At 61.2% G+C, this 25803-nt stretch carries 21 protein-coding genes; 10 read left to right on the top strand and 11 right to left on the bottom strand.

Annotated features, from left to right (window positions below; all coding sequences use genetic code 11):
- Positions 1 to 20 precede the first annotated feature (20 nt).
- The 3 genes from KKQ10_RS03670 to KKQ10_RS03660 are packed head-to-tail and all read right to left on the bottom strand — an operon-like array spanning position 21 to position 4821.
- Entirely contained in the window at positions 21 to 2423 is a 2403-nt protein-coding gene (locus KKQ10_RS03670) for an acyl-CoA reductase (RefSeq protein WP_215500225.1), read from the bottom strand.
- 1 nt (position 2424) lies between these two features.
- A complete protein-coding gene (locus KKQ10_RS03665; protein WP_215500224.1) occupies positions 2425 to 3555 on the bottom strand; it encodes a LuxE/PaaK family acyltransferase in 1131 nt (376 codons plus the stop codon).
- Positions 3556 to 3564: 9 nt separating this feature from the next.
- On the bottom strand, positions 3565 to 4821 hold the full coding sequence (locus tag KKQ10_RS03660; RefSeq protein WP_215500223.1) for an MFS transporter: 1257 nt from the start codon (positions 4819 to 4821) through the stop codon (positions 3565 to 3567).
- 554 nt (positions 4822 to 5375) lie between these two features.
- On the opposite strand from KKQ10_RS03660, the gene KKQ10_RS03655 reads away from it, so the two are divergent.
- On the top strand, positions 5376 to 5564 hold the full coding sequence (locus KKQ10_RS03655) for a hypothetical protein (RefSeq protein ID WP_127647081.1): 189 nt from the start codon (positions 5376 to 5378) through the stop codon (positions 5562 to 5564).
- Between the two features lie 18 nt (positions 5565 to 5582).
- On the opposite strand, the gene KKQ10_RS03650 is transcribed toward KKQ10_RS03655, so the two are convergent.
- Entirely contained in the window at positions 5583 to 5960 is a 378-nt protein-coding gene (locus KKQ10_RS03650; protein WP_127647083.1) for a fe2+ zn2+ uptake regulation protein, read from the bottom strand.
- Between the two features lie 277 nt (positions 5961 to 6237).
- Between KKQ10_RS03650 and pvdQ the strand changes: the two genes are divergently transcribed.
- Positions 6238 to 8583 carry a bifunctional acylase PvdQ gene (pvdQ, locus tag KKQ10_RS03645; RefSeq protein WP_215500222.1) on the top strand — a complete coding sequence of 782 codons (2346 nt, stop codon included), beginning with the start codon at positions 6238 to 6240 and terminating at the stop codon, positions 8581 to 8583.
- 75 nt (positions 8584 to 8658) lie between these two features.
- Here the strand turns inward: pvdQ and KKQ10_RS03640 are convergent, their stop codons facing one another.
- Positions 8659 to 9660: a FecR family protein gene (locus KKQ10_RS03640; protein WP_215500221.1), complete on the bottom strand. Its 1002-nt coding sequence runs from the start codon at positions 9658 to 9660 to the stop codon at positions 8659 to 8661.
- Positions 9661 to 9813: 153 nt separating this feature from the next.
- Here KKQ10_RS03640 and KKQ10_RS03635 point away from each other — a divergent pair, with 153 nt between their 5' ends.
- The gene (locus tag KKQ10_RS03635) at positions 9814 to 10083 is read left to right on the top strand and encodes a PepSY domain-containing protein (protein ID WP_215500220.1); all 270 of its coding nucleotides are present in this window, start codon (positions 9814 to 9816) and stop codon (positions 10081 to 10083) included.
- Between the two features lie 57 nt (positions 10084 to 10140).
- Here the strand turns inward: KKQ10_RS03635 and KKQ10_RS03630 are convergent, their stop codons facing one another.
- Complete coding sequence (locus KKQ10_RS03630) at positions 10141 to 14967, bottom strand: dermonecrotic toxin domain-containing protein (RefSeq protein WP_215500219.1); 4827 nt, start codon at positions 14965 to 14967, stop codon at positions 10141 to 10143.
- Positions 14968 to 15201: 234 nt separating this feature from the next.
- On the opposite strand from KKQ10_RS03630, the gene KKQ10_RS03625 reads away from it, so the two are divergent.
- Positions 15202 to 16242 (top strand): Ldh family oxidoreductase, encoded by a 1041-nt coding sequence (locus KKQ10_RS03625; protein WP_127647093.1) that lies wholly within the window; start codon positions 15202 to 15204, stop codon positions 16240 to 16242.
- 166 nt (positions 16243 to 16408) lie between these two features.
- Here the strand turns inward: KKQ10_RS03625 and KKQ10_RS03620 are convergent, their stop codons facing one another.
- Entirely contained in the window at positions 16409 to 16726 is a 318-nt protein-coding gene (locus KKQ10_RS03620; protein ID WP_127647097.1) for an ElaB/YgaM/YqjD family protein, read from the bottom strand.
- Positions 16727 to 16879: 153 nt separating this feature from the next.
- Between KKQ10_RS03620 and KKQ10_RS03615 the strand changes: the two genes are divergently transcribed.
- On the top strand, positions 16880 to 17134 hold the full coding sequence (locus KKQ10_RS03615) for a hypothetical protein (protein ID WP_034155999.1): 255 nt from the start codon (positions 16880 to 16882) through the stop codon (positions 17132 to 17134).
- Between the two features lie 6 nt (positions 17135 to 17140).
- Here KKQ10_RS03615 and KKQ10_RS03610 read toward each other — a convergent pair whose 3' ends face one another.
- Positions 17141 to 18055, bottom strand: a complete 915-nt coding sequence (locus KKQ10_RS03610; protein WP_215500218.1) for a LysR family transcriptional regulator — start codon at positions 18053 to 18055, stop codon at positions 17141 to 17143.
- Between the two features lie 84 nt (positions 18056 to 18139).
- Here KKQ10_RS03610 and KKQ10_RS03605 point away from each other — a divergent pair, with 84 nt between their 5' ends.
- Positions 18140 to 19063, top strand: a complete 924-nt coding sequence (locus KKQ10_RS03605; RefSeq protein WP_215500217.1) for a carbon-nitrogen hydrolase family protein — start codon at positions 18140 to 18142, stop codon at positions 19061 to 19063.
- Positions 19064 to 19152: 89 nt separating this feature from the next.
- A complete protein-coding gene (locus tag KKQ10_RS03600) occupies positions 19153 to 20724 on the top strand; it encodes an alkaline phosphatase D family protein (RefSeq protein WP_215500216.1) in 1572 nt (523 codons plus the stop codon).
- 3 nt (positions 20725 to 20727) lie between these two features.
- Here the strand turns inward: KKQ10_RS03600 and KKQ10_RS03595 are convergent, their stop codons facing one another.
- Together KKQ10_RS03595 and KKQ10_RS03590 are read right to left on the bottom strand one after the other, a co-directional pair.
- Entirely contained in the window at positions 20728 to 21201 is a 474-nt protein-coding gene (locus KKQ10_RS03595; protein ID WP_215500215.1) for an LEA/WHy family protein, read from the bottom strand.
- Between the two features lie 65 nt (positions 21202 to 21266).
- Positions 21267 to 22733 carry a nucleobase:cation symporter-2 family protein gene (locus KKQ10_RS03590; protein WP_127647106.1) on the bottom strand — a complete coding sequence of 489 codons (1467 nt, stop codon included), beginning with the start codon at positions 22731 to 22733 and terminating at the stop codon, positions 21267 to 21269.
- Between the two features lie 313 nt (positions 22734 to 23046).
- On the opposite strand from KKQ10_RS03590, the gene zapE reads away from it, so the two are divergent.
- The 3 genes from zapE (at position 23047) to KKQ10_RS03575 (ending at position 25426) form a co-directional block, all read left to right on the top strand.
- A complete protein-coding gene (gene zapE / locus KKQ10_RS03585) occupies positions 23047 to 24165 on the top strand; it encodes a cell division protein ZapE (RefSeq protein WP_215500214.1) in 1119 nt (372 codons plus the stop codon).
- A gap of 17 nt (positions 24166 to 24182) precedes the next feature.
- Positions 24183 to 24764, top strand: a complete 582-nt coding sequence (locus tag KKQ10_RS03580; protein WP_215500213.1) for a DinB family protein — start codon at positions 24183 to 24185, stop codon at positions 24762 to 24764.
- A 164-nt stretch (positions 24765 to 24928) separates the two neighbouring features.
- Positions 24929 to 25426 (top strand): GNAT family N-acetyltransferase, encoded by a 498-nt coding sequence (locus tag KKQ10_RS03575; protein WP_127647112.1) that lies wholly within the window; start codon positions 24929 to 24931, stop codon positions 25424 to 25426.
- An 84-nt stretch (positions 25427 to 25510) separates the two neighbouring features.
- Here KKQ10_RS03575 and KKQ10_RS03570 read toward each other — a convergent pair whose 3' ends face one another.
- Complete coding sequence (locus KKQ10_RS03570; RefSeq protein ID WP_127647114.1) at positions 25511 to 25720, bottom strand: hypothetical protein; 210 nt, start codon at positions 25718 to 25720, stop codon at positions 25511 to 25513.
- Positions 25721 to 25803: the final 83 nt, after the last annotated feature.

The following is a 25803-nucleotide window of genomic DNA, read 5'->3' as shown; positions in this document are numbered from 1 at the left end:
CCGCGTGCAGATCTGTGCGTTCAGCGGCGTTTATCGATCAGTAACGGCGTCTTGCCGCTGTGTTTGTTTCGGGAAAAGTGCTCGACGGCGCACTGTTCGGCGTCCACCGTGAGCAATCCGGTCTCAACCAGCGTGGTGAGCGTCAGGTAGTTGTGCAGTCGTCGTTGGGTGTCTTGCGGTGGCAATGGGCAGCGCAAGCACATGCGTTCCAGGCCTTCCGGGCCGTGATCGAGGACCAGTTGAAACGGCGTCTGCAGGTGTTGCGCCAGCGTTGCCAACGAGATGAAATCGGTGCCGATGCGCAGCAACTTGCCGTGGCGCTCCAGCAGTTCAAAGCGTGGCGAAGTCAGACCGCAGGCGCACGGGCCGGACAGCCAACGCCCGCGGTCACCGATGTCATAGCGCCGCACCGACTGGCCCTGGCGTGCCCGGGAGGTCACCAGCAGACGGCCGGATTCGCCAGCGCCGACCGGTGTGTCTTGCTCAAAATCGACAATCTCCAGATGCTGAATGTCGCTCATCAGGTGGAAGACGCCATCCGCCGTGGCGTGGCAGGCATGACCCAAGGGGCCAGCATCGACGCTGCCGTAAATCGCCGAACGGATCAGGCCGACGCCGCAGCTTTGCAGCAACTCGCGGGTCGGCTCACTCAGGTGTTCACCGCCGAGAAAGACTTTGTCGATGGCGCCATAGTGCCGCAGCGTCTGTTGTTCGTTGAGAAACAGCCGGTGCAGCGTGGCGGGCATGCCGATCAATACGGTGATCCGTTGATCGACGATCAGTTGCGCGATCTCATGGTAATCGTCGTCCGCCGGAGCCCCCATCGGCCAGTGGCTGGCCTCCAGTTGTTCCAGCACCTTGGCAAAACTGGAGAATCCACCGTACAGCCCACCGCTGAAAAACAGGTTCATGACCCGGTCTCGCGCCGGGTCCAGGCCCGCCGCCAGCAGGCCATCGGCGGTGGCACGCATCTGGCGCTGGAAATCGTGGTAACTGAAGCCCGAAAGCGCCGGGGTGCCGCTGCTGCCGCCGGAGCGAAAATACAGCTGCGCCGCCGGGTCGACTGGCTGACTGGCGAAGGTGTCCTTGTTCATGATCGGCAGGCCTGTCAGCACGGGCGGTGAGGGCTGGCGATCAAGCGTGGCGTGGGTTGCCAGCGTGGTCGGCGCCAGGCTGACTGACACCCGGCGACTCAGGCGCTGCAAGGCATAGACCCCGTCATGCGGTTCGCCGTCGTAGCCATCGTGGATGGCCGCGATCGGGGCAATGCGGGTGACGCCGCTGGCGATCAACGTCTGTGACAGCTCGGCGATCTGCGCTTCGGGACACAGCAAGGCACAGCTTTGCAGCACATTGCGCCACGGCAGCAACGTAGTCGTGAGCTGCTCGCGGGGCACGGGTTTGAGCAGCAGGCTGCGAAACAGCGCAGAAGGTTCCAGCTGGCGGTCATGGCTCCAGATTACTCGCCAGCCGGGTGTGCTCCAGATCCGGCCAGTCTGCCCGACAAAACTCTGTGCCAGCCGCGCCATCGCCGTGCAGGTGGTGATTTGTGAGGCCTCTTCAGCACTCGGCGTAAGGGCCGGCCAGTGTCCGGCGCGGCGTTCGAACGCTTCGGCCAGTTGAGTACCGATATCGTTCAACACCGCCGTGTCGTCGCTGTCCATCAGCAGCCATTGCGGGCTGGAACAGGCTTGCTGGTCTAGGCGGCAGACTTCATCCACGATGGCGTCCAGTACCGTTGGCGTGACGGCGTCCGGGGTCAGGTAAGCGAAGCTGATACGGTGCCCCCAATCGATCCAGCGACACCCCGCCGGAAGTTGTTGGCGGATGGCGTGCAAGGCGCTTTCGCCACCCCAAGCCGAAACACCGTTGGCGTGTTTGCACAGTTGGCCGATTTGGCCGGTGGTCGCTGGCAACACCGCCACGTAGTGCTTGAGTTGCCCGCTCGGATCGCATTCGAGCAAGGCCTGGAGCAATTGTGCGGTAAAGCCGTCGTCGTTGCTGCTGGGACGCAACCAGTTCACGTTACCGCTCAACAAACCTTCCAGCACTGCACAGAACGCCAGCAACGGAGCGTTGGCCGGTGTGATGTGAACCACCAGACCCAGCGGGCTCCAGCGCTCGAAGCGAGATTGTCGATAGTCGATGCGGCGCAGTGAATCGGGTTGCAGACCGAGTTCACGGTCGAGTTTGGCTTGCAGCGCGCAAGGCTGGCAGAAGTCGATCAGCGCCTGGCGTTGTCCGGCATCAAGTGATAACTCCAGTTCGTGATGTTGCAGGCACCCGGCAAAGGCCTTGGCGGCAGCCAACAGCGTGCTGGTTGAAAGTGGCGTCTGCAGCCGTTGCGGCAGCTCAAGCTGAAGTTGCTGCAAGGCGCTGTCGAGGTTGCGGTCGGTGTGCCGTTGTCCGTTGATCAAATACATGTCAGTGCCTCCCCAGCAGTTCAGACGCGGCCATGGCGCAGCTTCTGGCGGCACCGGTACCGGCGCGGCCATGCAGTTCGAACCAGTCGCTGAACAGTCCGCACTCGCAATGTGTACCGGGATGCAGCGTGGCGAGGTCACTCATGACCACCGCGTGCGCGGGACTTGAGGAAATGTAGGGAGAGACCAGGTTCAACAGGCCGCGCTCGCCATAGGGCAGGACGGAAAAATCCTGCGGGCTGCGCACGTACACTTTCGAATAGACCGGTACGTGAAACCGATGATGAGCGCATTCGATATAAGGCACTGCGTGTTCGACCGCGCCATAACCATCGCGACAGTCCTCGGTATTGATGACCAGTTGCTGCTGGATGCGTGCATACAACTGCTGTTTGGGGACCTCTTCGGCGGCGCGGGTTTTCCAGCCGCCGCCAAAAAAAGCCAGCGATCCCGCCGGCAATCGCACATCCGCCACGCCGGTGGCGCGCATGCGTTGCAGGGTTTCCCAAAGAAACGCCGGAAAGCCGAAGATGCGCACCGGCAGACCTTCTTCGGCAAATGCCTGCAAGGCCGCGATCACTCCGAACAGATCAAACTGATGACCGTCGCCGTTATGGCGCAATGCGTACACCACCCGATTGACGGGGGCGAAGCGGCACAGGAATTGATCGGTGAAGGAGGTGCCCAACGTGATCGTCTGCTCTGGCTCGTAGCTCAGCAGCAGGTAATTGCAGGGCGCGTGCGGAGTGATCCAGCCGTACTGCGCGAATATCCGTTCGACCATGTGTTGCGCCGCCGCGAGGCTGCGAGTGTCATAGCGCATGCGACTTTTCTGCCCGCTGGTGCCCGAAGAGGTCAGCTCCAGGGCGTCTTCGCCAGTGGGGCTGAGCAACACATGCTGTTTGAAGAAACTGGCGAAAATCGGCGGTAGCTGCGACCAGTCATCCAGTGTGTCCAGCGCATCGATGTCGATCGCGTGGGTACTCAACCAGTGCGCGTAACCGGGCGTGTGGCTGGCATGGAACCGGGTTATTTCGGTCATGGCCTGATTGAACAGCCCCGGGGGGACTGAATCGGGGCAATAGGGTTGCGGCAACGCGCAAAGCGCATCGCTATGGGGGAATCGAGTCATCGAATGTCCTTATTGATGTGAGTCCGGCGCATCGGGCGCCGCAGGGGAGTTGCGCAGAAGGCGGTAGAGCAGGGGCAGGCACAGCAGGCCGCCGAGGGCTGCCCACATGGCGAAGGACTGGAGGCTCCGGCCGCCGCCGATGACGGCGATGAGCGATCCGCCGGCGCCCATCACGGCAATCGACAGCATGCCGATCATGGCCGAGACCAGACCTTTGCCTTCATCGCTTGCGAACAGCGTCAGCCGGTACAGCGCAGCGTTACTCATGCCCAGTCCCAGCGCGTACAGGGCAAGACCGGCGACGGTCAGTATCAGCGAGGTCGAACTCAGCGCCGTGGCGATGAGCATCAGCAGTCCGAGGCAGAACGGCCACAATGCCAGGCCAATCACTCGCACAAGCGAGTGATTCGTCAGCAATCGATCCAGTAGCAGATTGCCGACGATCACGGCCGAGAACACCGGAAGCTGCCACAGGCCATACGCCAGCGCCGACAGCTCCAGGCGCTGCATGAGCAGCACCGGCGCCAGCCCGATCCAGGCTATCAGCGGCAGGCTCATCAGGCCCAGCGCCAGGCTGCTGCCGACGAATCGGCGGTTGCGCAGCAGGGCAAGGTAACTGCGCCGGATCTGCCTGAGCGAGAACGGCACGGGAGCCTGTTGTTGTCCGTCGCGGCGCACCACACCGATGGTTTCCGGCATCCACACCCACAGACTGATCCAGGTCACGGCGCTTGCTGCGCCAAGGCCGAGAAACAACTGGCGCCAGCTCAACCATTCCAATAGAAGACTGCCGAGCAGCGGCCCGAGCAACGGCGACAGCAGTGCCACATTGCCCAGCAACGCCATGAGTCGCACGGCATCGGCTTCGCAGAATACTTCCTGCAGCGCCGGGTAGCTGACGGCAATGACGAAGCCCAGGCCCATGCCTTGAATCAGGCGCAACGCGTTGAACGCTTCGATACGCTGAGTCATGACCGCGGCGCTGCACGCCAGACCGAACAGTGCACAGCCGAGCAGCAGCAAGCGGCGTCTGCCGTAACGGTCGGAGAGAGGGCCGATCAGCCATTGCAGGCATACGCCGCCAATCAGGTACAAGTTGAAGGCGTTCGGTACATGCCGGGCGTCGGCGTTGAATTCGTCGGTGACCGTCAACATGGCCGGCATGATCATGTCGCTTGCCATGTAGGTGATCAGTTCGAAAGCGGTAATGGCCAGGCAGAATCCAATCATCTGCACCGGTCCCATTACGATCAGAGTTCTCTGCATAACATCCGTGTTCCATTGATCGAGAAAGTCCGCAGAGACTAGAGGCAGAGTCGCCGCAGCCTCTAATGCTTTGCTGCGACACAAGATTTCAAATACTTACAACGTATTAAATTGGATCCATGTCCGTCTCGAGCAGGCGCTTTTCAGGGCGTGGCGCGCCAACGAAAATGCCCGCCAGGTGGCGGGCATGGTGGGTACTGAAAAGCCTTGTGGTGTTTCTCGACCGGCGCTTCAGACACGCCGGCAGGCGAACGTCCCTGTTCTATCGACGGTAATAACCGGGACCTTCCTGGTACCGATGGTGGCCGTCGTGCCAGCCTCCGTGGGGGAAAATGATGCAGCCACTCAAGGTCAGTACGGCAAGGAGGGGAATCAGCCAGGTGATTCGACGGAACATTTCATAAATCCTCATGGTTACGCCGTCATGAAGCCAAAACTCTTCATCGGCTGTAACATGAGACCGCGTCCGCTGGGGCTCATCCCCGCAACACGGTATGCGCATGGCATGCAAACGGATACAAACCGGATACATTTGAAAGTTTCAGGAACCCGTAATGACCCAGAAGCAACGTTTGAAATACTCGATTCTGATCGCCCTGTCGGTGCTGGCGATCATGCTCGGCCTGTCCTGGCTGCAAAATGCCGGGATGCTCAGCGAGAAGATGTTCCAGTACATCGCCATTGGCGTGGCGGTCGTCGTGGTGGTGATCAACGGGGTGATGCGCCGCAAGGTCAAACCCTGACGGCGATCGCGGGACGCTTCAATCGTTATTGAGCACTGCAGCAGCCTGTGGATGCAGGCTGTAACTCTTGTCCGGGTTGAAGGTGACCACACCTTCGGCGCACAGACGCTTCAATACTTCGCGCACACTGAGAAACGACAGCGGGACGTCCAGGTCCAGCAGTTGACTGTGCACGCCGCGCACCCCCAGGCGTCGATCGCTTTGCGCGGCGACCAGCAGGGCGTCGATGACTTTCAGGCGTACCAGACTGGTGCGCAGGCCAAAACTTTTCAGCAGCAGGCGAATGCGTTCATTGCCCTGTCGCTCGGGGCTGGGTGCGAAACTGCTCGCGCGGGGACTCATGGAAGCTCCTTGTGACGCCTGGCTACCGTCCGTTGGTAGTTGCGAGTTGTACATGGGATTACTCCTTTTCAGAGCCTGATCAGGAACCGTTTTGGCTGCTCTCGATAAACAAGACGTTTCAGCACGGCGAATCATGAAAGAAAACATGTAGAAATTTTGTCGCTTATTCGTTGTTTTCCCGTCATCGCTGGCTGTGTTCGCGGGTACGCGGGCTAAATTTTTTCTCCCGGATTCGTTTCCTGAACAGCCACCTTGCGCGCAGGCGCAGGCATCAACTTCAGACCGGATCCGGCGCACGCGTCGATCCTTGTCCTATCGATCAGGAGCGTGCGTGATTATTCCCAGGCAGTTAACCGGGCTGGCCCTCGCCGGCGTGTTTCTCGGGCTCAGTCTGTCGGCCCATGCGTTCAGTCCCGCCACTCAGGCCAGCGCCGAGATTCGTCGCACCGGGTTTGGTGTGCCGCACATTCGTGCCGAAAACGAGCGTGGCCTGGGCTTCGGCATCGGTTATGCCTACGCCCAGGACAACTTGTGCCTGCTGGCCAACGAAATCGTCACGGTCAATGGCCAGCGCTCACGCTATTTCGGCCCGGACCTATTCACCGTTGAGGAACGCGAAAACCGCGTCAGCGATCTGTTTTTCACCTGGCTCAATACCCCTGAAGCGGTGAAAGCGTTCTGGGATGCGCAGCCGACCGAAGTGCACGACCTCGTGCAAGGCTACGCCGCCGGCTACAACCGCTATCTGGCCGAGCGCCGCCAGCAAGGTTTGCCGCAGCAGTGTCAGGGGGAATGGGTGCGTGATATCGCTGCCGAGGATCTGGTGAAACTCACGCGCCGGCTGCTGGTTGAAGGCGGGGTCGGGCAGTTCGCCGAGGCGTTGGCCGGGGCAACACCGCCGCAGGCGTCGGCACAGGTCGACCGCAACGCACACGCTTATCAGGTGGCGGACACGCGCATGCAGCGCTTCGCCCTGGATCGCGGCAGCAACGCCGTCGCGGTCGGCAGCGAACGCTCGTTCAACGGTCGCGGCATGCTGCTGGCCAACCCGCATTTTCCGTGGGTCGGTGGCATGCGTTTTTACCAGATGCACCTGACCATCCCGGGCAAGCTCGACGTCATGGGCGCGGCGTTACCGGGGCTGCCGATGATCAACATCGGCTTCAACCAGCACCTGGCCTGGACTCACACGGTCGATTCGTCGAAGCACTTCACCCTGTATCGCCTGCAACTCGATCCGAAAGACCCGACACGCTACTTGCTGGACGGCAAATCGCTGCCGATGAGCAAGCAGGCCGTGACCGTGCAGGTCAAACAGGCGGACGGTCAGGTGGTGCCGGTCACACGGGATATCTACAGCTCGCCGTTCGGCCCGATTGTGCAGTGGCCGGGCAAGCTCGACTGGGACCATCAGTACGCCTTCAGCCTGCGCGATGCCAATCTGGGCAACGATCGGGTCTTGACGCAGTGGTACGCAATGAATCAGGCCGCCAACCTCAAGGATTTGCAGGATTCGGTGCACAAGATCCAGGGCATTCCGTGGGTCAATACCCTGGCCGTGGATGACAAGGGCCAGACGCTGTACATGAACCTGTCGGTGGTGCCGAACGTCAGCGCCGACAAACTCGCCCGGTGCAGTGATCCGCGCGCCGGGTTGCAGATGATTGTGCTGGACGGTTCGCACAGCGCCTGTGCCTGGGATATCGACCCACAAGCGGCGCAGCCGGGCATCTATGCCGCCAGCCAGTTACCGCAATTGCTGCGCAGGGATTTCGTCCAGCATTCCAACGATTCGGCCTGGCTGGCGAACCCGGCGCAACCGTTGACCGGTTTCTCCCCTTTGATTAGTCAGGACGGCCAGCCATTGGGCCTGCGTGCCCGGTTTGCTCTGGATCGCCTGGCTACGCTGGGCAAACAAGGGCCGGTGGGGGTGAAGGATCTGCAGCACATGGTGATGGATGACAACGTGTATCTGGCGACGCAGGTGCTGCCCGATCTGTTGACATTCTGCAGTGCTGATCTTGCCGCCGACGCCGCCGCACTGAAGCCGGTTTGTGCCAGCCTCAAGGGCTGGGACGGTCGGGCGAATCTGGATTCGGGCACCGGCCTGGTGCATTTCCAGAACATCATGCAGGCCTTGCTCGAGTCGCCGGATATCTGGCGGGTGCCGTTCGATGCGAAAGACCCGCAACACACCCCGCGCGGGCTGGCGATCGAACAACCGGCAGTGACCAAGGCGTTGCGCGAGGCGATGCTGGCGTCGGCCGCCACCGTCGAGAAAATGCGCCTCAAGCCTGACACCCGCTGGGGTGATATTCAGGTGGTGAGCAGCGGCGCTCGGCAAACGGCGATTCACGGCGGACCGGGGACGCTTGGCATCTACAACGCCATCCAGAGTGTGCCGCGCGAAGACGGCAAGCTCGAAGTGGTCAGCGGCACCAGCTACCTGCAAGTGGTGAGCTTCGACGACAAAGGCCCGCAGGCCCAGGGGTTGCTGGCGTTTTCCTTGTCCAGTGATCCGGCGTCGACATACTCCCGGGACCAGACCGAGGCCTTTTCGAAAAAGCAGTGGAGTGTGCTCCCGTTCACTGAACAGCAGATTACCGCCGATCCGCACTATCAGGTGCAGGCGATTCGCGAGGCCTCTGAGCAGCCGACAAAGGTAGTGGCGCAATAAACGATTGAGCGCGGCCTGAACGAAAAAGCCGCTGCCCCCTGAACAAGGGGCAGCGGCTTTTTTTATTGCCAGGCTTCAGGTTTTCGGCGGCTGGCGGGGCATCGAGTTGATGACGGGATCACCTTCGGTGTTGCGGGTCAGGTAGACCGGCAGCACCTTGGGCAGGGTGTTGACGAGGCCGCCGAGCTCTTTGATGTTGTAGACGCCGCCGACGCGGATCGCTCCGGTGCTGGCGTCCGCGAGTTTCAGCGGCTTGCTCAGGTAACGGTTGATCAGGGGCAGGGCTTCGTTCAACGCCAGATTGTCCAGCACCAGTTTGCCGCTGCGCCAGGCCAGGGCGTTGTCGTTGGGGTAGGTCTGGCTGATCTGTGGCATGTAATCGCCATGCCTGTACTGCGCCTGCATCGCCGGCCCCAAACGCAAACCATCACCCGGCAGTGCAGCGTTGCTGGTGACCAGGACCGAGCCTTCGATCAGGTTGACCCGCACTTGATCTTCATAGCGCCAGACATTGAAACGGGTGCCGGTCACGCGGATCTTGCCTTCGGCCGCCCGGACCACGAAGGGGTGGGAGAGATCGTGGCTGACCTCGAAAAAGGCTTCACCTTTTTTCAGGGTGACCCGGCGCTCGTCCTTGTAATTGCTGAAGGTCAGCTCAGTGTTGAGGTTGAGCTCGATCTGGCTGCCATCGCTCAGGGTGACCTGACGGACATTATCGCTGGCTTCAAAATGCTGGTAGCTGTTGGGCAGCCAGCCCAGATGCCATCCGCTGTAGGCCGCCAAGGGCAGGGCCAGAGCACAGACGCTGGCGGCCATTGCGTAACGACGCCAGGCCGGGGCCGGTTTGTTCAGTGGCACGTTCGGGATCGGTTGCGGACGCGGCAAATGTTCAGCAACGCCCCAGATCTCCAGCATGGCTTCGTATTCGAAGGCATGCAGCGGATGCGCGTCGCGCCATTGCTCGAAAGCCAGACGCTCCTCGGCGGAGCAGTCAACAGCGTGCAGACGCATGCACCAGTGCGCGGCGGCATCGGTGATCGCATCGTATTCGGCTTCCGAGAGGGATTCTTGGGTCATTGACTCGTCCTGATTTGCTGCATTCTAACCTTGTCGGCAAGGCGCCGAGAACATCCGTCATGGCAATTGCCCATCAACGTGGAACTTATTTTTCCGTCTGACGCCCAAAAAACAGGACGTCTGACGGACATCATCCACAAACGGAGTGAAAAAATGATCAAAAAAACCTTTGCCGCTGTTGTTGCCACCGCCGCGCTGCTCAGCGTAGGTACCGCCATGGCTGACCGGCCCGGCGCAGGCTGGGTGACCATCGAGAAGGCAATCGAGATCGTCAAGACCAAGGCCGGTTATGTCGAGGTGTATGAGATCGAGGCAGACAACGCCGGTTACTGGAAAGGCGAGGGTCGCAAGGCGGATGGCGTGGTGTACGAGTTCCGCATTGATGGCGCTTCCGGCAACATCCTGCGCGATCAGAAAGACTGACATTGATACACCGCAAGCGGATGCGCAGGCCTTGGGGCCTGCGCTTTTTTTTGCCGCTCAGTTCAGTCCCTCCGCAGGCTGGGTGACCGGGTCGAGCTGTCGGCCCATTTCACAGATCAGAAAGGCAATCGAGTCGGCATTGCGCAGGATCGTATCGATGCGTGCAGCAGGATTGTGCGGGTTCAGGAATGCCCGCCGCGCAGCCTCGATGTTCGGGCAGGCGGTGATCTTGAGAATTTCCTTGCCGACATGCGTCATCCCGGGAATGGAATCCATGCTGATCCATTCGCTCAGTTCGTGGTTCCAGGCGGCAAACAGTTCCTCGTGGGGGGTGGCGAGTGACAGTGCTTCACGTTGAAAACTTTTCTGGGTTTCTTTCAACGCTGCTCCATAACCGGTAATCGTCGAAATCAGATCGGTAAACGGACGCCGGGCCTCCAGCGACGCAATATCCACGGCCTTGGCAAACTGATGCGCGAATTCGTGGATCAGCGTCGATGCCTGGGCATGGCCCTGAACATCGAACGGTTCGGTCAGACCGTCGCTGTACCAGTCGAGCCCCTGGTTGAAGAAGTTCTCGGTGAAGTGCACCTTTCGGCGCAAGTCGTCCTCCAGCACGAAGGCAATCAGTCCGGTCTGCCGTGATCTGTTCGAGCCAACGACGAAACGCTCGGTGTTCATCAGATCCTCGGTGGGGTCCACCAGCGCATTGCAGATTGGCACGATGGCCTGTTTTATTTTCGCGAGCACGTCGGCGTCGATTCTCGGCACATCAAAAAACGCCTTGAGGAAGGTATCCAGCCGGGTGCCCGGGGCATGGTTTCTGAGTTGGGCCATGTTGTGCAGGCTGTTGAAGGCGTAGTAGCGGGCCAGATCGACTGTATGCATGAGGATTCGGGCTTTTTCCGGGTGCCTGGCGCGGATCTCGGTCATGCCTTGGGCTTCGATGTTCAGGCAGAGCCGGGTATCCCGGTCGTTCGTATAGCGGTTGTGCAGTGTCGATAGCACCTTGCCCAAGTGCACGGTGTGCCGATCCGGGTCGATAACCAATTGCCCGGAGGCGGTGTGCTGCAACACCGGCCCGGCCTGATCGGTGCCCTTGATGCGCCAGACCGCCCCCGGCCGCTCCACCGGATAGACCTTGCCGGCAATCGCGGCGTAGCGGGTTTTGTCTGCAAGGTCCTGATAGGTGCCTTCGGCCGGATTCGGGGTCAGGTCTTTCAAGGCGATGGTCGGTGTTTCGAACGGCTGTAAGGTCGTCCGGTCAGGGGCTGTGGCTTTGATCTGCGCCCAGTGAGGTGCACTGATCGGTGGCGCAACCGCTGATTGCGCAGGCGCAACGTCCGAAGGCGCCAGTGTTGATTCCAGTGACAACCGACCGAGCGAGACCATCTCCACGCCGCCGGCAATGAACGTGGCCAGTGCGCGCGTCCAGTGATGATCCTGCAGCGCTTCGGCGGAGGCGAGGAAGTCCTTGTAGCTTTGCCAGAGAAATTGCACATAGGCCAGTTTGCCCGGCAGCACGCCGGAGATTGGCTTGATGGCGGAGCTGAACAGTTTTTTCGCCGCTTCCCAGTCCGCCTGCGCAGCGGGTATTGCATAGCTGTGCAGCAGGCGCGAGAGCAGCGCCAGATTGTCTTTGAAAAAATGCTCCAGCGCATTGCCGGCGATGGACGGCAGCGCCAGCTGCATTTCGCTGGTCTGGCCGATGCTGGCCTTGAACAAGGCGCCAAAGATCGATTGTTGATCCTCAGGCAGGCGCCGCAGCAACAGGTCTTGCAACGCCCCGGGCAGGTTGAAGGCCGCGATGACAGCGGCGTCGTTTTCGAATTCGCTGAAGACGCGCTCCCCGTGATACGGCGAATAGAGCACCTGTGGCCCGGGTTGACCGGACACCGGCCCGATCAGATACAGGCCCAGCGCGTTGACCGCCGTAGCCCCCGCAGTCTTGATCAACTTCACCTGCCTGATCATGGCATTGGCACCCGCTACCGATGCACGGGCGAGCGCATCGGGCATGTCCAGAACCTGCGTCAGCAGGTCGAACGCCTTGCCGGAAAGCCGTTGTTGCAGTTTCAACTGGTGGGCGTGTTGCAGCAGTTGCCAGGGCAACTGGCGGATGAAGCGCTGCTTGCGCTGGGCTGCGTTGGCGTCATCGCCGGTCAGGGTGGTATTGATCTTCTCGGCGAATCCCGCGATATCCAGGGACTGCAGCAGGCTGCGTACGGCTTGCTGGTCGAATCCGGCCGGCAGCTTGTGCGTGCTGCTTGACGCGACTGCAAAGCGAGTTTGCCTGGCGATGTGCGCGTGGTTGAGCGCGAAGTCGACCAGGTTCACGGCCGGACCGGCCAACGCCAGGAGCGGAGTGATCTCGATGTGTTCCGGGTCAAGGTCCGGTGCCAGGTAGCGCTCGTTCAGCAGTGTTTTGAGACGGCGCTGAATGTGTTCACGCAAGGTTGGCAGCCCCTGAAGGTAATCCTTGCCGTCGACGACGCTGTGACGCCATTGTTCAAGCAACTCCAGGTGCAATTGCTGCTCGTCGAGTGTGGCCATGCCCAGCCAGGCGGGCAGCGTCTGTTGCCAGTTGAGTGCCCTGGCGAGCGCAGTGGCTCGCTGCACATTGACATTGATCATCTGTCCACTCAGGGCCTTGAGGGCCTGATCCTCGCGGGTTTTTGCCAGCTTCAGGCTGCGCACCTGTTCGCAATGTTGAAGAAACTGCTCGATGGCCGATTGCGTGCGGTTGTGCAGCACGTTGTCGCTGATCAGGCGCAGTGGACCCAGCGCATAGTGCTGATGAAATCCGCTGCTGAGCGGCGAGAGGTTTTCCAGCAATGCCAGGCGTTTTACGGGGTCGAGCAGACGTTGATTCAGCTCCTGCCGGGCACTGTCGATGGACGCGAACACCTCCAGGCCCATGGCCGGTGTCCACAACACGGTGCGGCCGGAATGTTGCGCGTCCAGACCGCCGCGTTCGGTCAGTAAAACGCAGTGGGCCAACGGCAATTCACTGTCCTGTCCGGCGCACTGAAGCGTCAGCGACCAGGCGTCCGGCCGGAAACCGTTGAGCCCTTTGCGGCGCTGGTGTTCCGGCCGATCGGGGTTGAATACCGTGTCGACGATCGCTTGATCCGCGCGCCGCTGGCTGCCGTTGAGGACACGTAACCGCGCCTCACCGGTGAGCCCGACAAACAACGAATGTGCCAGTTTGGCCTGGAGGCTCTGTAAATAGCTGCGCTGTTGCGCGAGGGAGGCGAGCGGTTGCGCCGCAAATGCTTCGGCAACCTCGGGCAGGACACTGCTGAACACCTTGACCTGGACAGCCGCGACATCCGCCAGCAGCATCGAGGGCAGTTGGCTGCCGGTGATGGCCAGGCGGGTACTCCAGCGTCCCCCGGTATCGAGTTTGAGCAGCCGTTCGTGGAGCATCGAGCGAATATCCAGCGCCTTGTCGAACAGCGCTGCAACGTTGGTGGCGCCATCGCTATGGCGGAACACCTGCAGGACATACTCGATGTTCTTGCGTTGTTTGGTGATGATGGTTTCCAGCAGCACCTTGAAAACCTCGCCGCGGATCGACTCACCCGAGACATGCGGCTGCTCGAACCCGATGAAACGCTGGCGCTCGTCAAGGCTCAACAGGCCATAGAGCTCATCATCATGTCCGGCGGTGCTGAGTTTGCTGAGCAGCGTATCCTTGAGATCCTTGTAATCCTTGAGTACCTGCAACCCCTGGGTGGGTGTGTACAGGCAGGCATCGGTGTGACTGAGCATGAGCGAGCCGGCCAGCTCGACCTGATTAGGCTGGTATTGCCACAGGTGCACGGTTTCCAGCGTCCCCTGGCGGGCGGACGCGCCTCGCGGATCGATCCACGCCAACAGGTTGTCGCATTTGTTGGCGTCGATGATCTCGGCCTCGCGCTTGAGCAGGATGTCGGCCCGGGCCTGTTCGAGCAGCACCTGACTGAAAAACGCCCGGCGTGCGCTGCCGTCGGCGCCAGCGCCGTTCCAGTAAACTTCCATGCGCTGGTACAACAGCGCGAGCAGTTTGCTCGACACGCTTTTCACCGCCGCTTCCCAATGCTCATGGTCTGTGGCCAGCGATGGTTTGTGCGGGTGTGAGTAGGTGCGTGTCTGCGCGCCGGGCCAACCCGAATAGCGATAGTGCAACAGCACGGCATGGCCGAGCGTCATTGCTTCAAGCCTGCGCCCCGCGCTGCTGGCTTGCGCCGGTTCATCGTCTGGCGACACGGCCGCGTAGAAGTTGACCCGGGTCTGGGCCTGATTCACCCCGGGCATGCTGGGGGCGAGTTGGTCTTTGAGCAGCTCTTCGAGCAAGGCGTCGAGCTCGGGCAGGTGCCGCAATTCGTCGAGCATGGCCTGGGCGTTGAGTTGCTGGCAGTGCCTGATGCTGGCTTGCTGATCGGCGAATACATCGCCCTCGATGAGCTGGAAGGTCACGCTGATGCCGCGCTTCTCCACCAGATGCTTGCGTTGCGAGATGGCGAGCAAGGCCAGCAAGCGATCATCTTCTTGCGCCTCGGCAAGACGTTGTTCGAGGTGTCGGGTCAAGTTGGCGAGGCTGTCGAACTTCTTCAGTCCGTCGAAGGGCGTATAGAGCAGAAACGCTTGATCGTCGGGGGTGCTGCTGAGGATGAAACAGCCTGCCAGGGTGATGGCCGGCGGGTCTTCGGTGTTCAGCAGCACACGGTGGGCCAGCATCGGGGGCGTCTGCTGGCGACGCAGCGAGTCGGTTGCCAGTTGCACATGGGCCAACCAGTCGAAATCCTTGATCGACAGACCATGGGAGGTGCCCAGTGATCTCCACAATCCGGGAGCATGCAGAAACTGCGGGAACAGCAGTGGGGTGACTGACGCAGACATTGTCGGGTCTCTATCGGGGCGCGGGTCAAGGCGCCGGTGGAAGGAGACGACAGACTAGAAACCACAGAGCAGGCGAGGGTGGTACAGGGTTACCGCACACAAGGCCGCAGAATGTGCCGGGCAACGCATGCCGATCACCTGAACGGTTGACAGCACCCGGGGCTGACGTGGTTAATCGTCAGGCAAGTCGTTCATACGCTGTTGTTCCCTCCAATAATTAGTCTGGAGCTTCAGATGTCTGCGCCAAACGATCATGTGTCCTCTGCTGTCTCGCCATCGTTATCACTCGAGGCGCTGACGCAACTGCTTGAAACGATTTTCCTGCGGCACGGCACCTCCGCCGACGTCGCCCGTTCACTGGCCGCCAACTGTGCCGGGGCCGAGCGTGACGGTGCGCACAGCCACGGTGTGTTCCGGATGCCCGGTTATGTGTCGACCCTCAAGAGCGGTTGGGTCAACGGTCAGGCGGTGCCGCAAGTCGAGGACGTCGCTTCCGGTTTTGTGCGGGTCGATGCCGGCAACGGTTTCGCCCAGCCGGCACTGGCTGCCGCCCGGCCGCTGTTGGTGGAGAAGGCGCGCAACGCCGGGATTGCCGTGCTGGCGATCCGCAATTCGCACCACTTCGCCGCCCTGTGGCCGGACGTCGAACCTTTCGCCGAGGAAGGGCTGGTGGCGTTGAGCGTGGTCAACAGCATGACCTGCGTGGTGCCCCATGGCGCCGACCGGCCATTGTTCGGCACCAACCCGATCGCCTTTGCCGCGCCGCGGGCCGGTGGCGCGCCGATTGTCTTCGATCTGGCCACCAGCGCGATCGCCCATGGCGATGTGCAGATTGCCGCGCGCCAGGGCGAACGCCTGCCAGCCGGAATGGGCGTGGACAGCCTCGGCCAGGCGACCCAGGACCCGAAAGCCATTCTCGAAGGCGGTGCGCTGCTGCCGTTTGGCGGGCACAAAGGTTCGGCGCTGTCGATGATGGTCGAGTTGCTGGCCGCTGCGCTCACGGGCGGCAACTTTTCCTTTGAGTTCGACTGGTCGAATCACCCCGGCGCCAAAACCCCGTGGACCGGGCAGTTGCTGATCGTCATCGACCCGAGCAAGGCCGCCGGGCAGAGTTTCGCCGAGCGCAGCCAGGAGCTGGTGCGCCAGATGCACGGTGTCGGGCTCAAGCGCTTGCCGGGCGATCGTCGACACTTGCAGCGCGCCAGGTCGCTGGCCGAGGGTATCGTGCTCGATGAACAAACGCTGGGGCAGTTGCGCGAGCTGGCCGGGGAATAATTGTCAGATAACAAATGTGGCGAGGGAGCTTGCTCCCGCCGGGTTGCGCAGCGGCCCCCTATGTCGACTTGAGAATAGGGGGACTGCTGCGCAGTCCAGCGGGAGCAAGCTCCCTCGCCACAGTTTTATTGTCAGGACTTAAACAATGCGATCTGACAAACGTCGATTAACGACGACCGAGTAACAAGCCGACCACCAGGCCAAAACCGGCGGAGATCGCGACGGTCTGCCACGGGTGGCCACCGATGTAGTTTTCAGTGGCATCGACGGCGGGTTTGGTGCGGTCGCGCACGCTGGACACCGAATCCAGTGCCTGCTGCAGCTTCAGCGCGATTTGCCCGCGCAGGCTCTCCGCTTCTTCGCCGACCAGAGAGGCGCTGCTCTTGAGCAGCTTGTCGGACTCTTCGATCAGAGCCTGAAGTTCGCTGAACGCCTGATCCTTGATTTGGTCTTCGGCGGCTTGCACGGTGGATTTGCGGGCCATTGGGTGACTCCTTGCAGATGAATGAACAGTGATCAATGGAGTGTGGCGCTGTTCGAAAAGTTGCACTGATTTTAGGTGCGAAAGAAAAACCTGCGCAGGAGATTTCCGTCGAGCGTGTAAGATGTCGCCATTTTACGCAGCAGGTATTTCCCCATGAGTTTCAATCTGGCCGACAAACCCCTCGCCGAGCGCGCAGCGCTGGAAGACGAGAAATCCCGTCTGTTCGAACTCTGGCAGAACAATCTGGGCAAAGCCAAAGGCGAAGCCGCGCGGTTGTTTGGCGAACGCGGCAAGCGCAAGGGCAAATGGGCCGAGTGGGTGCGCGCCGAGCTCGATGGCATGTCCCCGCCGGAATTCGCCAACATGGTGCGCAGTGAAGTCAACCGGCTGATGGCGGCCAACAAGTAAACGCGCTTACGGCGTGTTGAACGCCGCCACAATCGCCTCGCGTACCTTGATCACCATCGGATCGATCTGCGTGCTGGTGCGCCAGCCCAGTTCGACCGGGTAACGCGGCAAGGCCAGCGGGCAGGGCAGCAGCACCAGTCCGCTGAGGGCCGCGATGGCTTGGGCGGCATGCGTCGGGATTGTTGCCACCGCGCCGCTGCCCTTGAGCAGATGCGGCAGCGCCGCAAAATGCGTGGTCGAAGCGCAGACCCGGCGGCTCAGGCCCAGCGCCGCCAAACCCTCATCGGTGATGCCGATAAAGCCTCCCGAGGACACCAGAATGTGTTCACGGGTAACAAACTCCTGCAAATCGATCGACTGTTGCCCGGCGGCCAGGCTGCCCGGGTCGACCAGACACGCATAATCCCCTTCGCCCAGCACCTGCCGGCTGAGCAGGCGTTCGGCAAAGCCGCCGGCGGTGATCGCCAGGTCAATGCTGCGCTCCATCAGGGCGCGGGCGACGATCTGGCTGTGGGTCTGACGGAAGATCAGCCGTAGCTTGGGCGCGCGGCGGGCGATTTCTTCGATCAGGCGCCGGCCATAAGCGATCTCGAAATCATCTGACAGGCCCACCGTCACCGACCGGCCCTCGTAGTGATGCGCCGTCGGGTCAACCATCGCCAGACTTTGTCGACATTTGTTCAGCGCCTCGCTGACCACCGGTTTCAGTTGATTGGCCTTGAGCGTCGGCGCCAGTCCGCGACCGGTACGCACGAACAACTGGTCGCCATACACCTCACGCAACCGGCGCAACGCCGCGCTGACCGCCGATTGCGTCACGCCCAGCCGCAGCGCCGCACGGCTGGCGCTGGACTCTTCATGCAAGGCTTCGAAGACTTTCAGCAGGTTGAGGTCAATCGTGGCGATATTCATATGGTTCATATCATTCAGCAGTGATTCGGTCTTTATTCATGATCCGTCGCCGCCGCAGAATCGGCAACACTTGAACCCGATGGAGTGAACGCGATGCCCAAATCAATTGTTGCTGCCCTGCAGATCGGTGCCTTGCCCGGTGGCAAAGGTGAAACCCTGGAACAGATTCTGAGCTGGGAAGGCGCGATCAGCGAGTCCGGCGCGGCGTTGGTGGTGATGCCTGAAGCGTTGCTCGGTGGTTACCCGAAAGGCGAAGGCTTTGGTACCCAGTTGGGCTATCGCTTGCCCGAGGGCCGCGAGGCCTATGCCCGTTACTTCGCCAACGCCATCGATGTGCCGGGGGCCGAAACCGAGGCGTTGGCCGGTTTGTCAGCGCGCACCGGGGCCAATCTGGTGATCGGCGTGATCGAACGCGCCGGCAGCACGCTGTATTGCACCGCGCTGTATTTCGATCCACAGGCGGGACTGGTGGCCAAGCACCGCAAACTGATGCCGACCGGCACCGAACGGCTGATCTGGGGCAAAGGCGATGGCTCGACGCTGCCGGTGCTCGACACTCAGGTCGGCAGGCTCGGCGCCGTGGTCTGCTGGGAAAACATGATGCCGCTGCTGCGCACGGCGATGTACGCCAAGGGCATTGAAGTCTGGTGTGCACCGACGGTGGACGAGCGTGAGATGTGGCAGGTCAGCATGCGTCACATCGCCCATGAGGGCCGCTGCTTTGTGGTCAGTGCCTGCCAGGTCCAGGCCTCGCCGAATGAGCTGGGGGTGGAGGTCGCCAACTGGCCGGCGGATCGGCCGTTGATTGCCGGTGGCAGCGTGATTGTCGGGCCGATGGGCGATGTGCTGGCCGGGCCATTGCGTGGGGAGGCAGGATTGCTCACGGCGCAAATCGATACCGACGAATTGGTTCGGGCGCGGTATGACTACGATGTGGTCGGCCACTATGCGCGGCCGGATGTGTTTGAGTTGTCCGTTGACGAACGCGCCAGGCCGGGCGTGCGTTTCACCGCTTGAGACGTCGGCGTGGGCGAGGGCGGTGAGTTGGCGATTCTCGACTAGGCTGATCGTACGAATCCCACCCTCACGACGGATCAGGACGAACCATGAGCGTGCTACTTGGACCCATTCTGCAATTTCGCGGAACTGCCAAAAACGTCTACTCACTCTCAGCCTTGGTGGTTCAACCCCTCGGTGATCCGCAACCCGGTGTAACGCCACCCAGCGGCGTGACGGCGTCCAAACCGCTGGCGTTGGCGGATATCCCGCTGCTGGCCCCCAAGCAGCGGGTGTGGCGCGTGGATTTCAGCATCAAGCAAGCCAAGGTCGCGACGACGTATACCGTCGAGATCGGTGGCCAACAGGCCAATTTTGTCGTTCCGCCCAGTGGGCAGTCGCCGCGCATGGCGTATGTCTCCTGCAACGGCTTCTCCGATCCCAAGGACATGGAGAAGGTCGATCGCAACAATGAGCGCTGGGACGACATGTGGGGCGCACACCAGCATCAGCCCTACCATTTGCTGTTGATGGGAGGCGATCAGATTTACAGCGATGAGATGCGCCTGACTGTCCCTTCGATGAAAGCCTGGTTTGCCAGATCCTTTGCCGAACGCGAGAAGGCGGTCTACAGCAAAACCATCGAAAGCGAGCTCGACAGCTTTTTCAGTCGTCTGTATCTAGAGCGCTGGAAGCAGCCCGAAGTCGCCAGAATGTTCAGCGCGATCCCGACCATCATGATGTGGGACGACCACGACATTATTGATGGCTGGGGTTCCTATGATGAGGGATTGCATGGCTGTCCGGTGTTTCAGGGATTGTTTGCCACGGCCAAGCGCTACTTCAGGATTTTCCAGCAGCAATTGACCCAGCCCGCTCCGAGTCAGGCTACTCCCGGTGATGTTCACCCCTGCGCGATCGCAGGCACGGCCGACGGCTTCCATCTGGGGTTTACCGGTTTGGGCGACCTGGCATTGCTGGTGCCGGATCTGCGCAGCGAACGCGCGCCCGATCTGACGAAACCGGCCTTTCAGAAGACCCGGATCATTTCAGCGACCAGTTGGACGGCCCTCTACAACTGGCTGGATCAACTCAAGAACCATCGACATTTGCTGGTGATGTCGAGTATTCCGGTGGGGTACCTGGATTTGCAGGCAGCGGAAAAGGCTCTGGATCTGGTGCCGGGGCGGCAGGAACTGGAAGATGATTTGCGCGATCACTGGCGCAGTCTGCCGCACCGCGACGAGCGCAAACGACTGATCATGCGGTTACTCGACTTCGCCAGTCGGCAGCGGTGCAAAGTCACTCTGTTGTCCGGTGATGTGCATGTGGCCGGGGCATGTGTGATCGAGTCGAAGCTGACGCAACATGGCGTTGATGGCGCAGGTACGATCTATCAATTGATTTCGACCGGCGTCGTGCATCCATCGCCGCCGGCACTGGCGGTGTATTTTCTCGAAACCCTGGGCGCCGGCCAGGAGCAGATCGATTATGCAATTACCGGCACCATGCTGCCGCTTGGGGCTCGCGGGCGATATCTGATTGCGGCGCGCAACTGGCTGGCCATCGAGCCGGACGAAAAGGACAAGAGCGACAAGGACCGACTGTGGGTCAACTGGCATGTGGAAGGCTCGGAGCACTGGGTGACGCAGGTGATTGACCCGGTCAAACACGTGTCATGAATCTCACCAGGTGGCACTGCTCGCTCGCGGCAGACTGAGCTTGCCGCTGTCGACAAAACGCAGGGTGCCGAACAAGCCGCCCGCCAGTTTGCCGCGCAGTACGTAGGGCAGGTTATCGAGGGTTTGCGTCTGGCTCAGGCCGAGCGTCTGGCGCAGCACCGAGAACGCGGAAACGCTCACCGGCACGCTGACCACGGTTTCCGAGAAGCGCGGAATCGAACCGATCTGATCACTGACGCCCGAGGCCAAGGGTCGGCCATTGACCTCCAGATCCAGGGCGATGCCGTTGTAATCGATGGCCGTCTCATTGGGGTTCTGCACCCGCAACTTGATCGCGAAGCGCACTTCCAGGTCCTGGCTCGGCAACGGTTCGATGCCGACCACGTTGACGTTTACCGGGTCACGGTTGGGGAACAGCGCGCAGGCGCTCAGGGACAACAGCAGCAGGGACAGGATGACGGCGTGGACGCGGCGCATAAACAGTCTCTCAACGAAAAAGGGCTGAACCGTTGCCGGCTCAGCCCTTTGTTCAAGGCGCAGCGTCAGCGGTTCAACTGTGCGACCGCCGCTGCGGATGCAGGTTCAGCTTTGGCCGGCAGATCGGGGTTTTCCATGACCTGCAGAATCGACGCTTCCGGATCGAAATCGTCTTCCTCAAGCTCCATGAACTCTTCCGGCAGGAAGATATTCAGCACGATAGCGCACAACGCACCGACGGTGATCGGCGATTCGAAGATGTTGCGCAGTGCTTGCGGCAACTCGCGCAGCACTTCCGGCACGGCGGCGATGCCCAGGCCCATGCCGACTGAAATCGCCACAATCAGCATGTTGCGCCGATGCAGCCCGGCCTCGGCGAGGATCTTGATCCCGGCCACGGCCACGGTGCCGAACATCACCAGTTCGGCACCGCCGAGCACCGGTTTGGGCATCAGTTGCAGCACCGCGCCGATCATCGGGAACAGCCCCAGCAACACCAGCAGGCCAGCGATGAAGAACGCCACGTAGCGGCTGGCGACGCCGGTCAGCTGGATCACGCCGTTGTTCTGCGCAAACGTCACCATCGGCATGCTGTTGAACACCGCCGCCATGGCCGAGTTGAGGCCGTCGGCGAGCAGACCGGACTTGATCCGGCGGATGTACAGCGGGCCTTTCACCGGTTGCCGGGAGATCATCGAGTTGGCCGTCAGGTCACCGGCCGCTTCCAGCGGCGATACCAGGAAGATTACCGCCACTGGCACGAACGCTACCCAGTCGAAGTTGAAGCCGTACTTGAACGGCACCGGCACGCTGACCAGCGGCACCTCGGGCAGGTTGGCGAAATCCACGGTGCCCATCAACCACGCGACCACGTAGCCAAGGGTCAGGCCAATGACGATGGCGCCCAGACGCAGAAACGGCACATCGACCCGGTTCAACACGACGATGGTGCCCAGCACCAGCGCCGCGAGAAACACATGGCTGGCGGCGCCCAGATCGGCAGCACCAAAGCCGCCGGCGATGTCGGTCATCGCCACTTTGATCAGCGACAGGCCCATCAGGGTGATGATGGTGCCCGTGACCACCGGAGTGATCAGCATCCGCAGTTTGCCGATGAACTGGCTCAGCACCACTTCGATGAACGCGGCGAAAAAGCACACGCCGAAGATCGTCGAGAGGATTTCATCGGTGCCGCCGCCTCGGGCCTTGACCATGAAACCGGCGCTGAGAATCACGCTGATAAAGGAGAAACTGGTGCCTTGCAGACACAGCAGACCGGAGCCGACCGGGCCGAAACGCCGCGCCTGGACGAAAGTGCCCAGGCCGGAGACGAACAGCGCCATGCTGATCAGGTAGGGAATTTCACTTTGCAGGCCCAGGGCGCCGCCCATGATCAGGGTCGGGGTAATGATGCCGACGAAGCTGGCCAGCACGTGTTGCAGCGCAGCGAATACGGTGGCGGTCAGGTGCGGACGGTCGTTGAGGCCGTAGATCAGATCGTTGTTGCGCGGGACTTTTTCAGAGGCGGTCATGGTGTTTTGCGCGCCGCGAGGCGGGGCCGGGTCAGAAAATGGAGGCGCAGGATGCCGGAAGCGGGCGGCAAGGGCAACGAGCAAAAACTGCCTGAAAGGTCAGGTTTTATTGGGTTGGAAAGGATTTTCCTTGAAATCAAAAGATCGCAGCCTTCGGCAGTTCCAACAGGAGGCTGGTGTAGGAGCTGCCGAAGGCTGCGATCTTTTGATCTTGATCTTAAAAAACAAAGTCAACAGATCGCAGCCTCGCTGCACTCGCCAGCTCCTACAGGGAGGGGCGTTTCCCTACAGGCTTCGTGGCATACTGCCGCGCATGACTTTCGACTCCCCCCTAAGCGCCTGGCAACACGCGATCGAGCACAAGGGTTTCATCCAGGATGAAGCTCAGGAACATGCGGTCTGGGCGCTGCAAAAATGCCATGAAGCCTTGCACGCCAGTGCCCGGTCGGTCACCGGCGTGTACTTGTGGGGCCCGGTCGGGCGCGGCAAGACCTGGTTGATGGATCAGTTCTATCAGAGCCTGCGGGTGCCAGCCCGGCGTCAGCACTTTCATCACTTCATGGGCTGGGTGCATCAGCGCTCGTTCCAGCTGACCGGGACCGCCGATCCGCTGCGGGTGCTGGCCAAAGAGCTGGCGGCCGAAGTGCGGGTGCTGTGTTTTGACGAACTGTTCGTCAACGATATCGGCGACGCGATCATCCTCGGACGCCTGTTTCAGGTGATGTTCGACGAAGGCGTGGTGGTGGTTTGTACCTCCAACCTGCCGCCGGATGAGCTGTATGCCGATGGTTTCAACCGGGACCGGTTTGTCCCGGCGATTGCCGCGATCAAGGCGCACATGCAGGTCGTTGCGGTGAATGGCGCCGAGGATCATCGCCTGCACCCGGGCGCGGGCCTGCAGCGTTATTTTGTCGCCACGCCGGGACAGGCCAGTGCGCTGCAACCGGTCTTCCAGTCACTCTGTGCCGGGCAAGCCGCCAGTGCAGAACCGGTGCCTGTCGGCCATCGAATATTGAACGTGGTGCAGGCCAGCGAATCGGTGCTCTGGTGCCGCTATGCCGAGCTTTGCGAGCAACCGTTCGCCGCCATGGACTTCATCGCGCTGTGTGACCGCTACCGGTCTATTCTGTTGAGCGAAGTGCCGAACCTCAGCGCACAGAAGCGCGAAGGACGTATCGCCCGCGGTACCGAAGACGGCTCGGCGCAGGTGGTGGCCGGTGACCGTGAGTTGCCGCAACTGTCGGTACACGATGACGGTGTGCGCCGCTTCATCGCATTGGTGGACGAGTGTTACGACCGTAAAGTCCCGCTGTACATCGAGGCTCAGGTGCCGATGGAGGCGCTGTATACCGAGGGGTATCTGGAGTTCCCGTTCCGGCGCACCCTCAGCCGTTTGCAAGAGATGCAGTTGCAGCGTTTTGCCGAATCCTGAGCGAAGAGGGCGCAAGCATGAGCCAGCCGCTGTCTCATCATTTACTGACCATGGCCTACCAGAACGCGTGGGCCAATCATCGCCTCGGCAAAGCCTGGGGCCAGCTCGACGCTGACGCTCTGGCGGCGCCACGGGTGAGCTTTTTTCCGAGCATCCGCCTCACGCTCAACCACATCCTGACCTGCGACTGGTTCTACGTCGACGCGCTGGAACGCGAGTTGCGCGGTGACGAGCCGCATCCCGATTGCTATGTGTTTTTCAACCGTGATGAACCGTTCACCGAGGCCGCACCGCTGCGCGAGGAACAGGCGCATGTGGACCGTCGGCTGATCGCTTATTGCGAACAACTGCGCGATGCCGAACTGGGGCGGATCGTCACCATCGCCCGGGAAACGCCGCAGCACGACAGTCGCCTGCGTATGCTCTCGCACCTGTTCGAGCACCAGATCCATCATCGTGGCCAGGTGCACGCGATGCTCAGCGAAACCTCGATAAAGCCGCCGCAGCTGGATGAGTTCTTTCCCGCGGGCGAGGCCCGATTGCGTGCTCAGGACTTTGCCGAACTGGGCTGGACGGAAGAGCTGATCTGGGGGCACTGACGTTTGAAAATCAAAAGATCGCAACCTTCGGCAGCTCCTGGAGTTACTCGCTATCGGACGATCTTTTGAGCTGGTCGGGTTGTGGCCCACAGCAGCCTCGCGTTATGGTCGAGCAGCCTTTCAGGCGCGCACCTTGCGCGCCGGGGTCATGATCGGGGATGGAAATGGATTCCACAGAAATTCTTGTGTTGCAAGCCAGCTACACTAATCCACTGCACGCCGAAGCCATCGGCATCGTGCTCAATCATTACGCAGAAGATCCCATGGGTGGCGGCGAGTCGCTTGCCCCCGAACTGCTGCGTCGTGTGCCTGAAGAGCTGGCCCGTCGGCCCCATGCATTCAGTGTGCTGGCGTTCGTCGGCGGTGAGCCGGCAGGGCTGGTGAACTGCTTTGAAGGCTTCTCGACGTTTGCCTGCAAGCCGCTGGTCAATGTTCACGACGTGGCGGTGGTGGCGAAGTTTCGCGGCCTCGGCCTGAGCCAGAAAATGCTGCGCAAGGTTGAGGAAATCTCCCGCCAGCGCGGTTGCTGCAAGATCACTCTGGAAGTGCTCGAAGGCAACGCGGTGGCACAGAGTTCCTACCGCAAATTCGGTTTCGCCCCCGGGATGTTCAATCCGGAGCATGGCCGCATGCTGTTCTGGATCAAGGATCTGCAGGCATAAAAAAAGGCGCCCGAAATGGGGCGCCCAACTGTCGTCTCCAAGGCCAGAGCGGAGCCATCGGAGGTCCATCGGTTGCTCGATAAATCAGTTGCGATAAGACTCGGTGACTTGCGCGGTCTGATCGTTCGGAACCTTTAGCTCCGCAGCTTTGGATTCGGTCTGCTGCTCGCTCTGCGCGCTGTGGACCGGGAAGTTGTCGTAGTAATGCCGCATGCGTTCGGCGCCGCCCTCGGCAAAGGCGCTGGCGGAACCGAGGGCGAGTAGCCCGGCGAGAATGGCGGTGGTGGTGTTCATGGTGCCTCCTACTGAAAAACGTGGGAGCCGTTCGTCCATGAAACAGATCTCGGGGCGCAGTCTCCCTGGCGCGAATTAACTCG

Origin of the sequence: Pseudomonas sp. MG-9 (assembly GCF_018729515.1) — a bacterium.
Classification (GTDB): domain Bacteria; phylum Pseudomonadota; class Gammaproteobacteria; order Pseudomonadales; family Pseudomonadaceae; genus Aquipseudomonas; species Aquipseudomonas serboccidentalis.
Note: the sequence above shows the minus strand (reverse complement) of the source record. Positions and strands in the feature narration are given on the sequence as shown.

What these genes read in the sequence shown, in the direction of transcription:
- KKQ10_RS03620 (WP_127647097.1), bottom strand. Translation starts at nt 16,726, where the DNA reads ATGGCCCGCAAATCCACCGTGCAAGCCGCCGAAGACCAAATCAAGGAT.
- KKQ10_RS03595 (WP_215500215.1), bottom strand. Translation starts at nt 21,201, where the DNA reads ATGCGCCGCGTCCACGCCGTCATCCTGTCCCTGCTGCTGTTGTCCCTG.
- KKQ10_RS03610 (WP_215500218.1), bottom strand. Translation starts at nt 18,055, where the DNA reads ATGAACCATATGAATATCGCCACGATTGACCTCAACCTGCTGAAAGTC.
- KKQ10_RS03605 (WP_215500217.1), top strand. Translation starts at nt 18,140, where the DNA reads ATGCCCAAATCAATTGTTGCTGCCCTGCAGATCGGTGCCTTGCCCGGT.
- KKQ10_RS03570 (WP_127647114.1), bottom strand. Translation starts at nt 25,720, where the DNA reads ATGAACACCACCACCGCCATTCTCGCCGGGCTACTCGCCCTCGGTTCC.
- zapE (WP_215500214.1), top strand. Translation starts at nt 23,047, where the DNA reads ATGACTTTCGACTCCCCCCTAAGCGCCTGGCAACACGCGATCGAGCAC.
- KKQ10_RS03670 (WP_215500225.1), bottom strand. Translation starts at nt 2,423, where the DNA reads ATGTATTTGATCAACGGACAACGGCACACCGACCGCAACCTCGACAGC.
- KKQ10_RS03625 (WP_127647093.1), top strand. Translation starts at nt 15,202, where the DNA reads ATGTCTGCGCCAAACGATCATGTGTCCTCTGCTGTCTCGCCATCGTTA.
- KKQ10_RS03635 (WP_215500220.1), top strand. Translation starts at nt 9,814, where the DNA reads ATGATCAAAAAAACCTTTGCCGCTGTTGTTGCCACCGCCGCGCTGCTC.
- KKQ10_RS03600 (WP_215500216.1), top strand. Translation starts at nt 19,153, where the DNA reads ATGAGCGTGCTACTTGGACCCATTCTGCAATTTCGCGGAACTGCCAAA.
- KKQ10_RS03615 (WP_034155999.1), top strand. Translation starts at nt 16,880, where the DNA reads ATGAGTTTCAATCTGGCCGACAAACCCCTCGCCGAGCGCGCAGCGCTG.
- KKQ10_RS03640 (WP_215500221.1), bottom strand. Translation starts at nt 9,660, where the DNA reads ATGACCCAAGAATCCCTCTCGGAAGCCGAATACGATGCGATCACCGAT.
- KKQ10_RS03655 (WP_127647081.1), top strand. Translation starts at nt 5,376, where the DNA reads ATGACCCAGAAGCAACGTTTGAAATACTCGATTCTGATCGCCCTGTCG.
- KKQ10_RS03580 (WP_215500213.1), top strand. Translation starts at nt 24,183, where the DNA reads ATGAGCCAGCCGCTGTCTCATCATTTACTGACCATGGCCTACCAGAAC.
- KKQ10_RS03630 (WP_215500219.1), bottom strand. Translation starts at nt 14,967, where the DNA reads ATGTCTGCGTCAGTCACCCCACTGCTGTTCCCGCAGTTTCTGCATGCT.
- KKQ10_RS03590 (WP_127647106.1), bottom strand. Translation starts at nt 22,733, where the DNA reads ATGACCGCCTCTGAAAAAGTCCCGCGCAACAACGATCTGATCTACGGC.
- KKQ10_RS03650 (WP_127647083.1), bottom strand. Translation starts at nt 5,960, where the DNA reads ATGTACAACTCGCAACTACCAACGGACGGTAGCCAGGCGTCACAAGGA.
- KKQ10_RS03660 (WP_215500223.1), bottom strand. Translation starts at nt 4,821, where the DNA reads ATGCAGAGAACTCTGATCGTAATGGGACCGGTGCAGATGATTGGATTC.
- KKQ10_RS03665 (WP_215500224.1), bottom strand. Translation starts at nt 3,555, where the DNA reads ATGACTCGATTCCCCCATAGCGATGCGCTTTGCGCGTTGCCGCAACCC.
- KKQ10_RS03575 (WP_127647112.1), top strand. Translation starts at nt 24,929, where the DNA reads ATGGATTCCACAGAAATTCTTGTGTTGCAAGCCAGCTACACTAATCCA.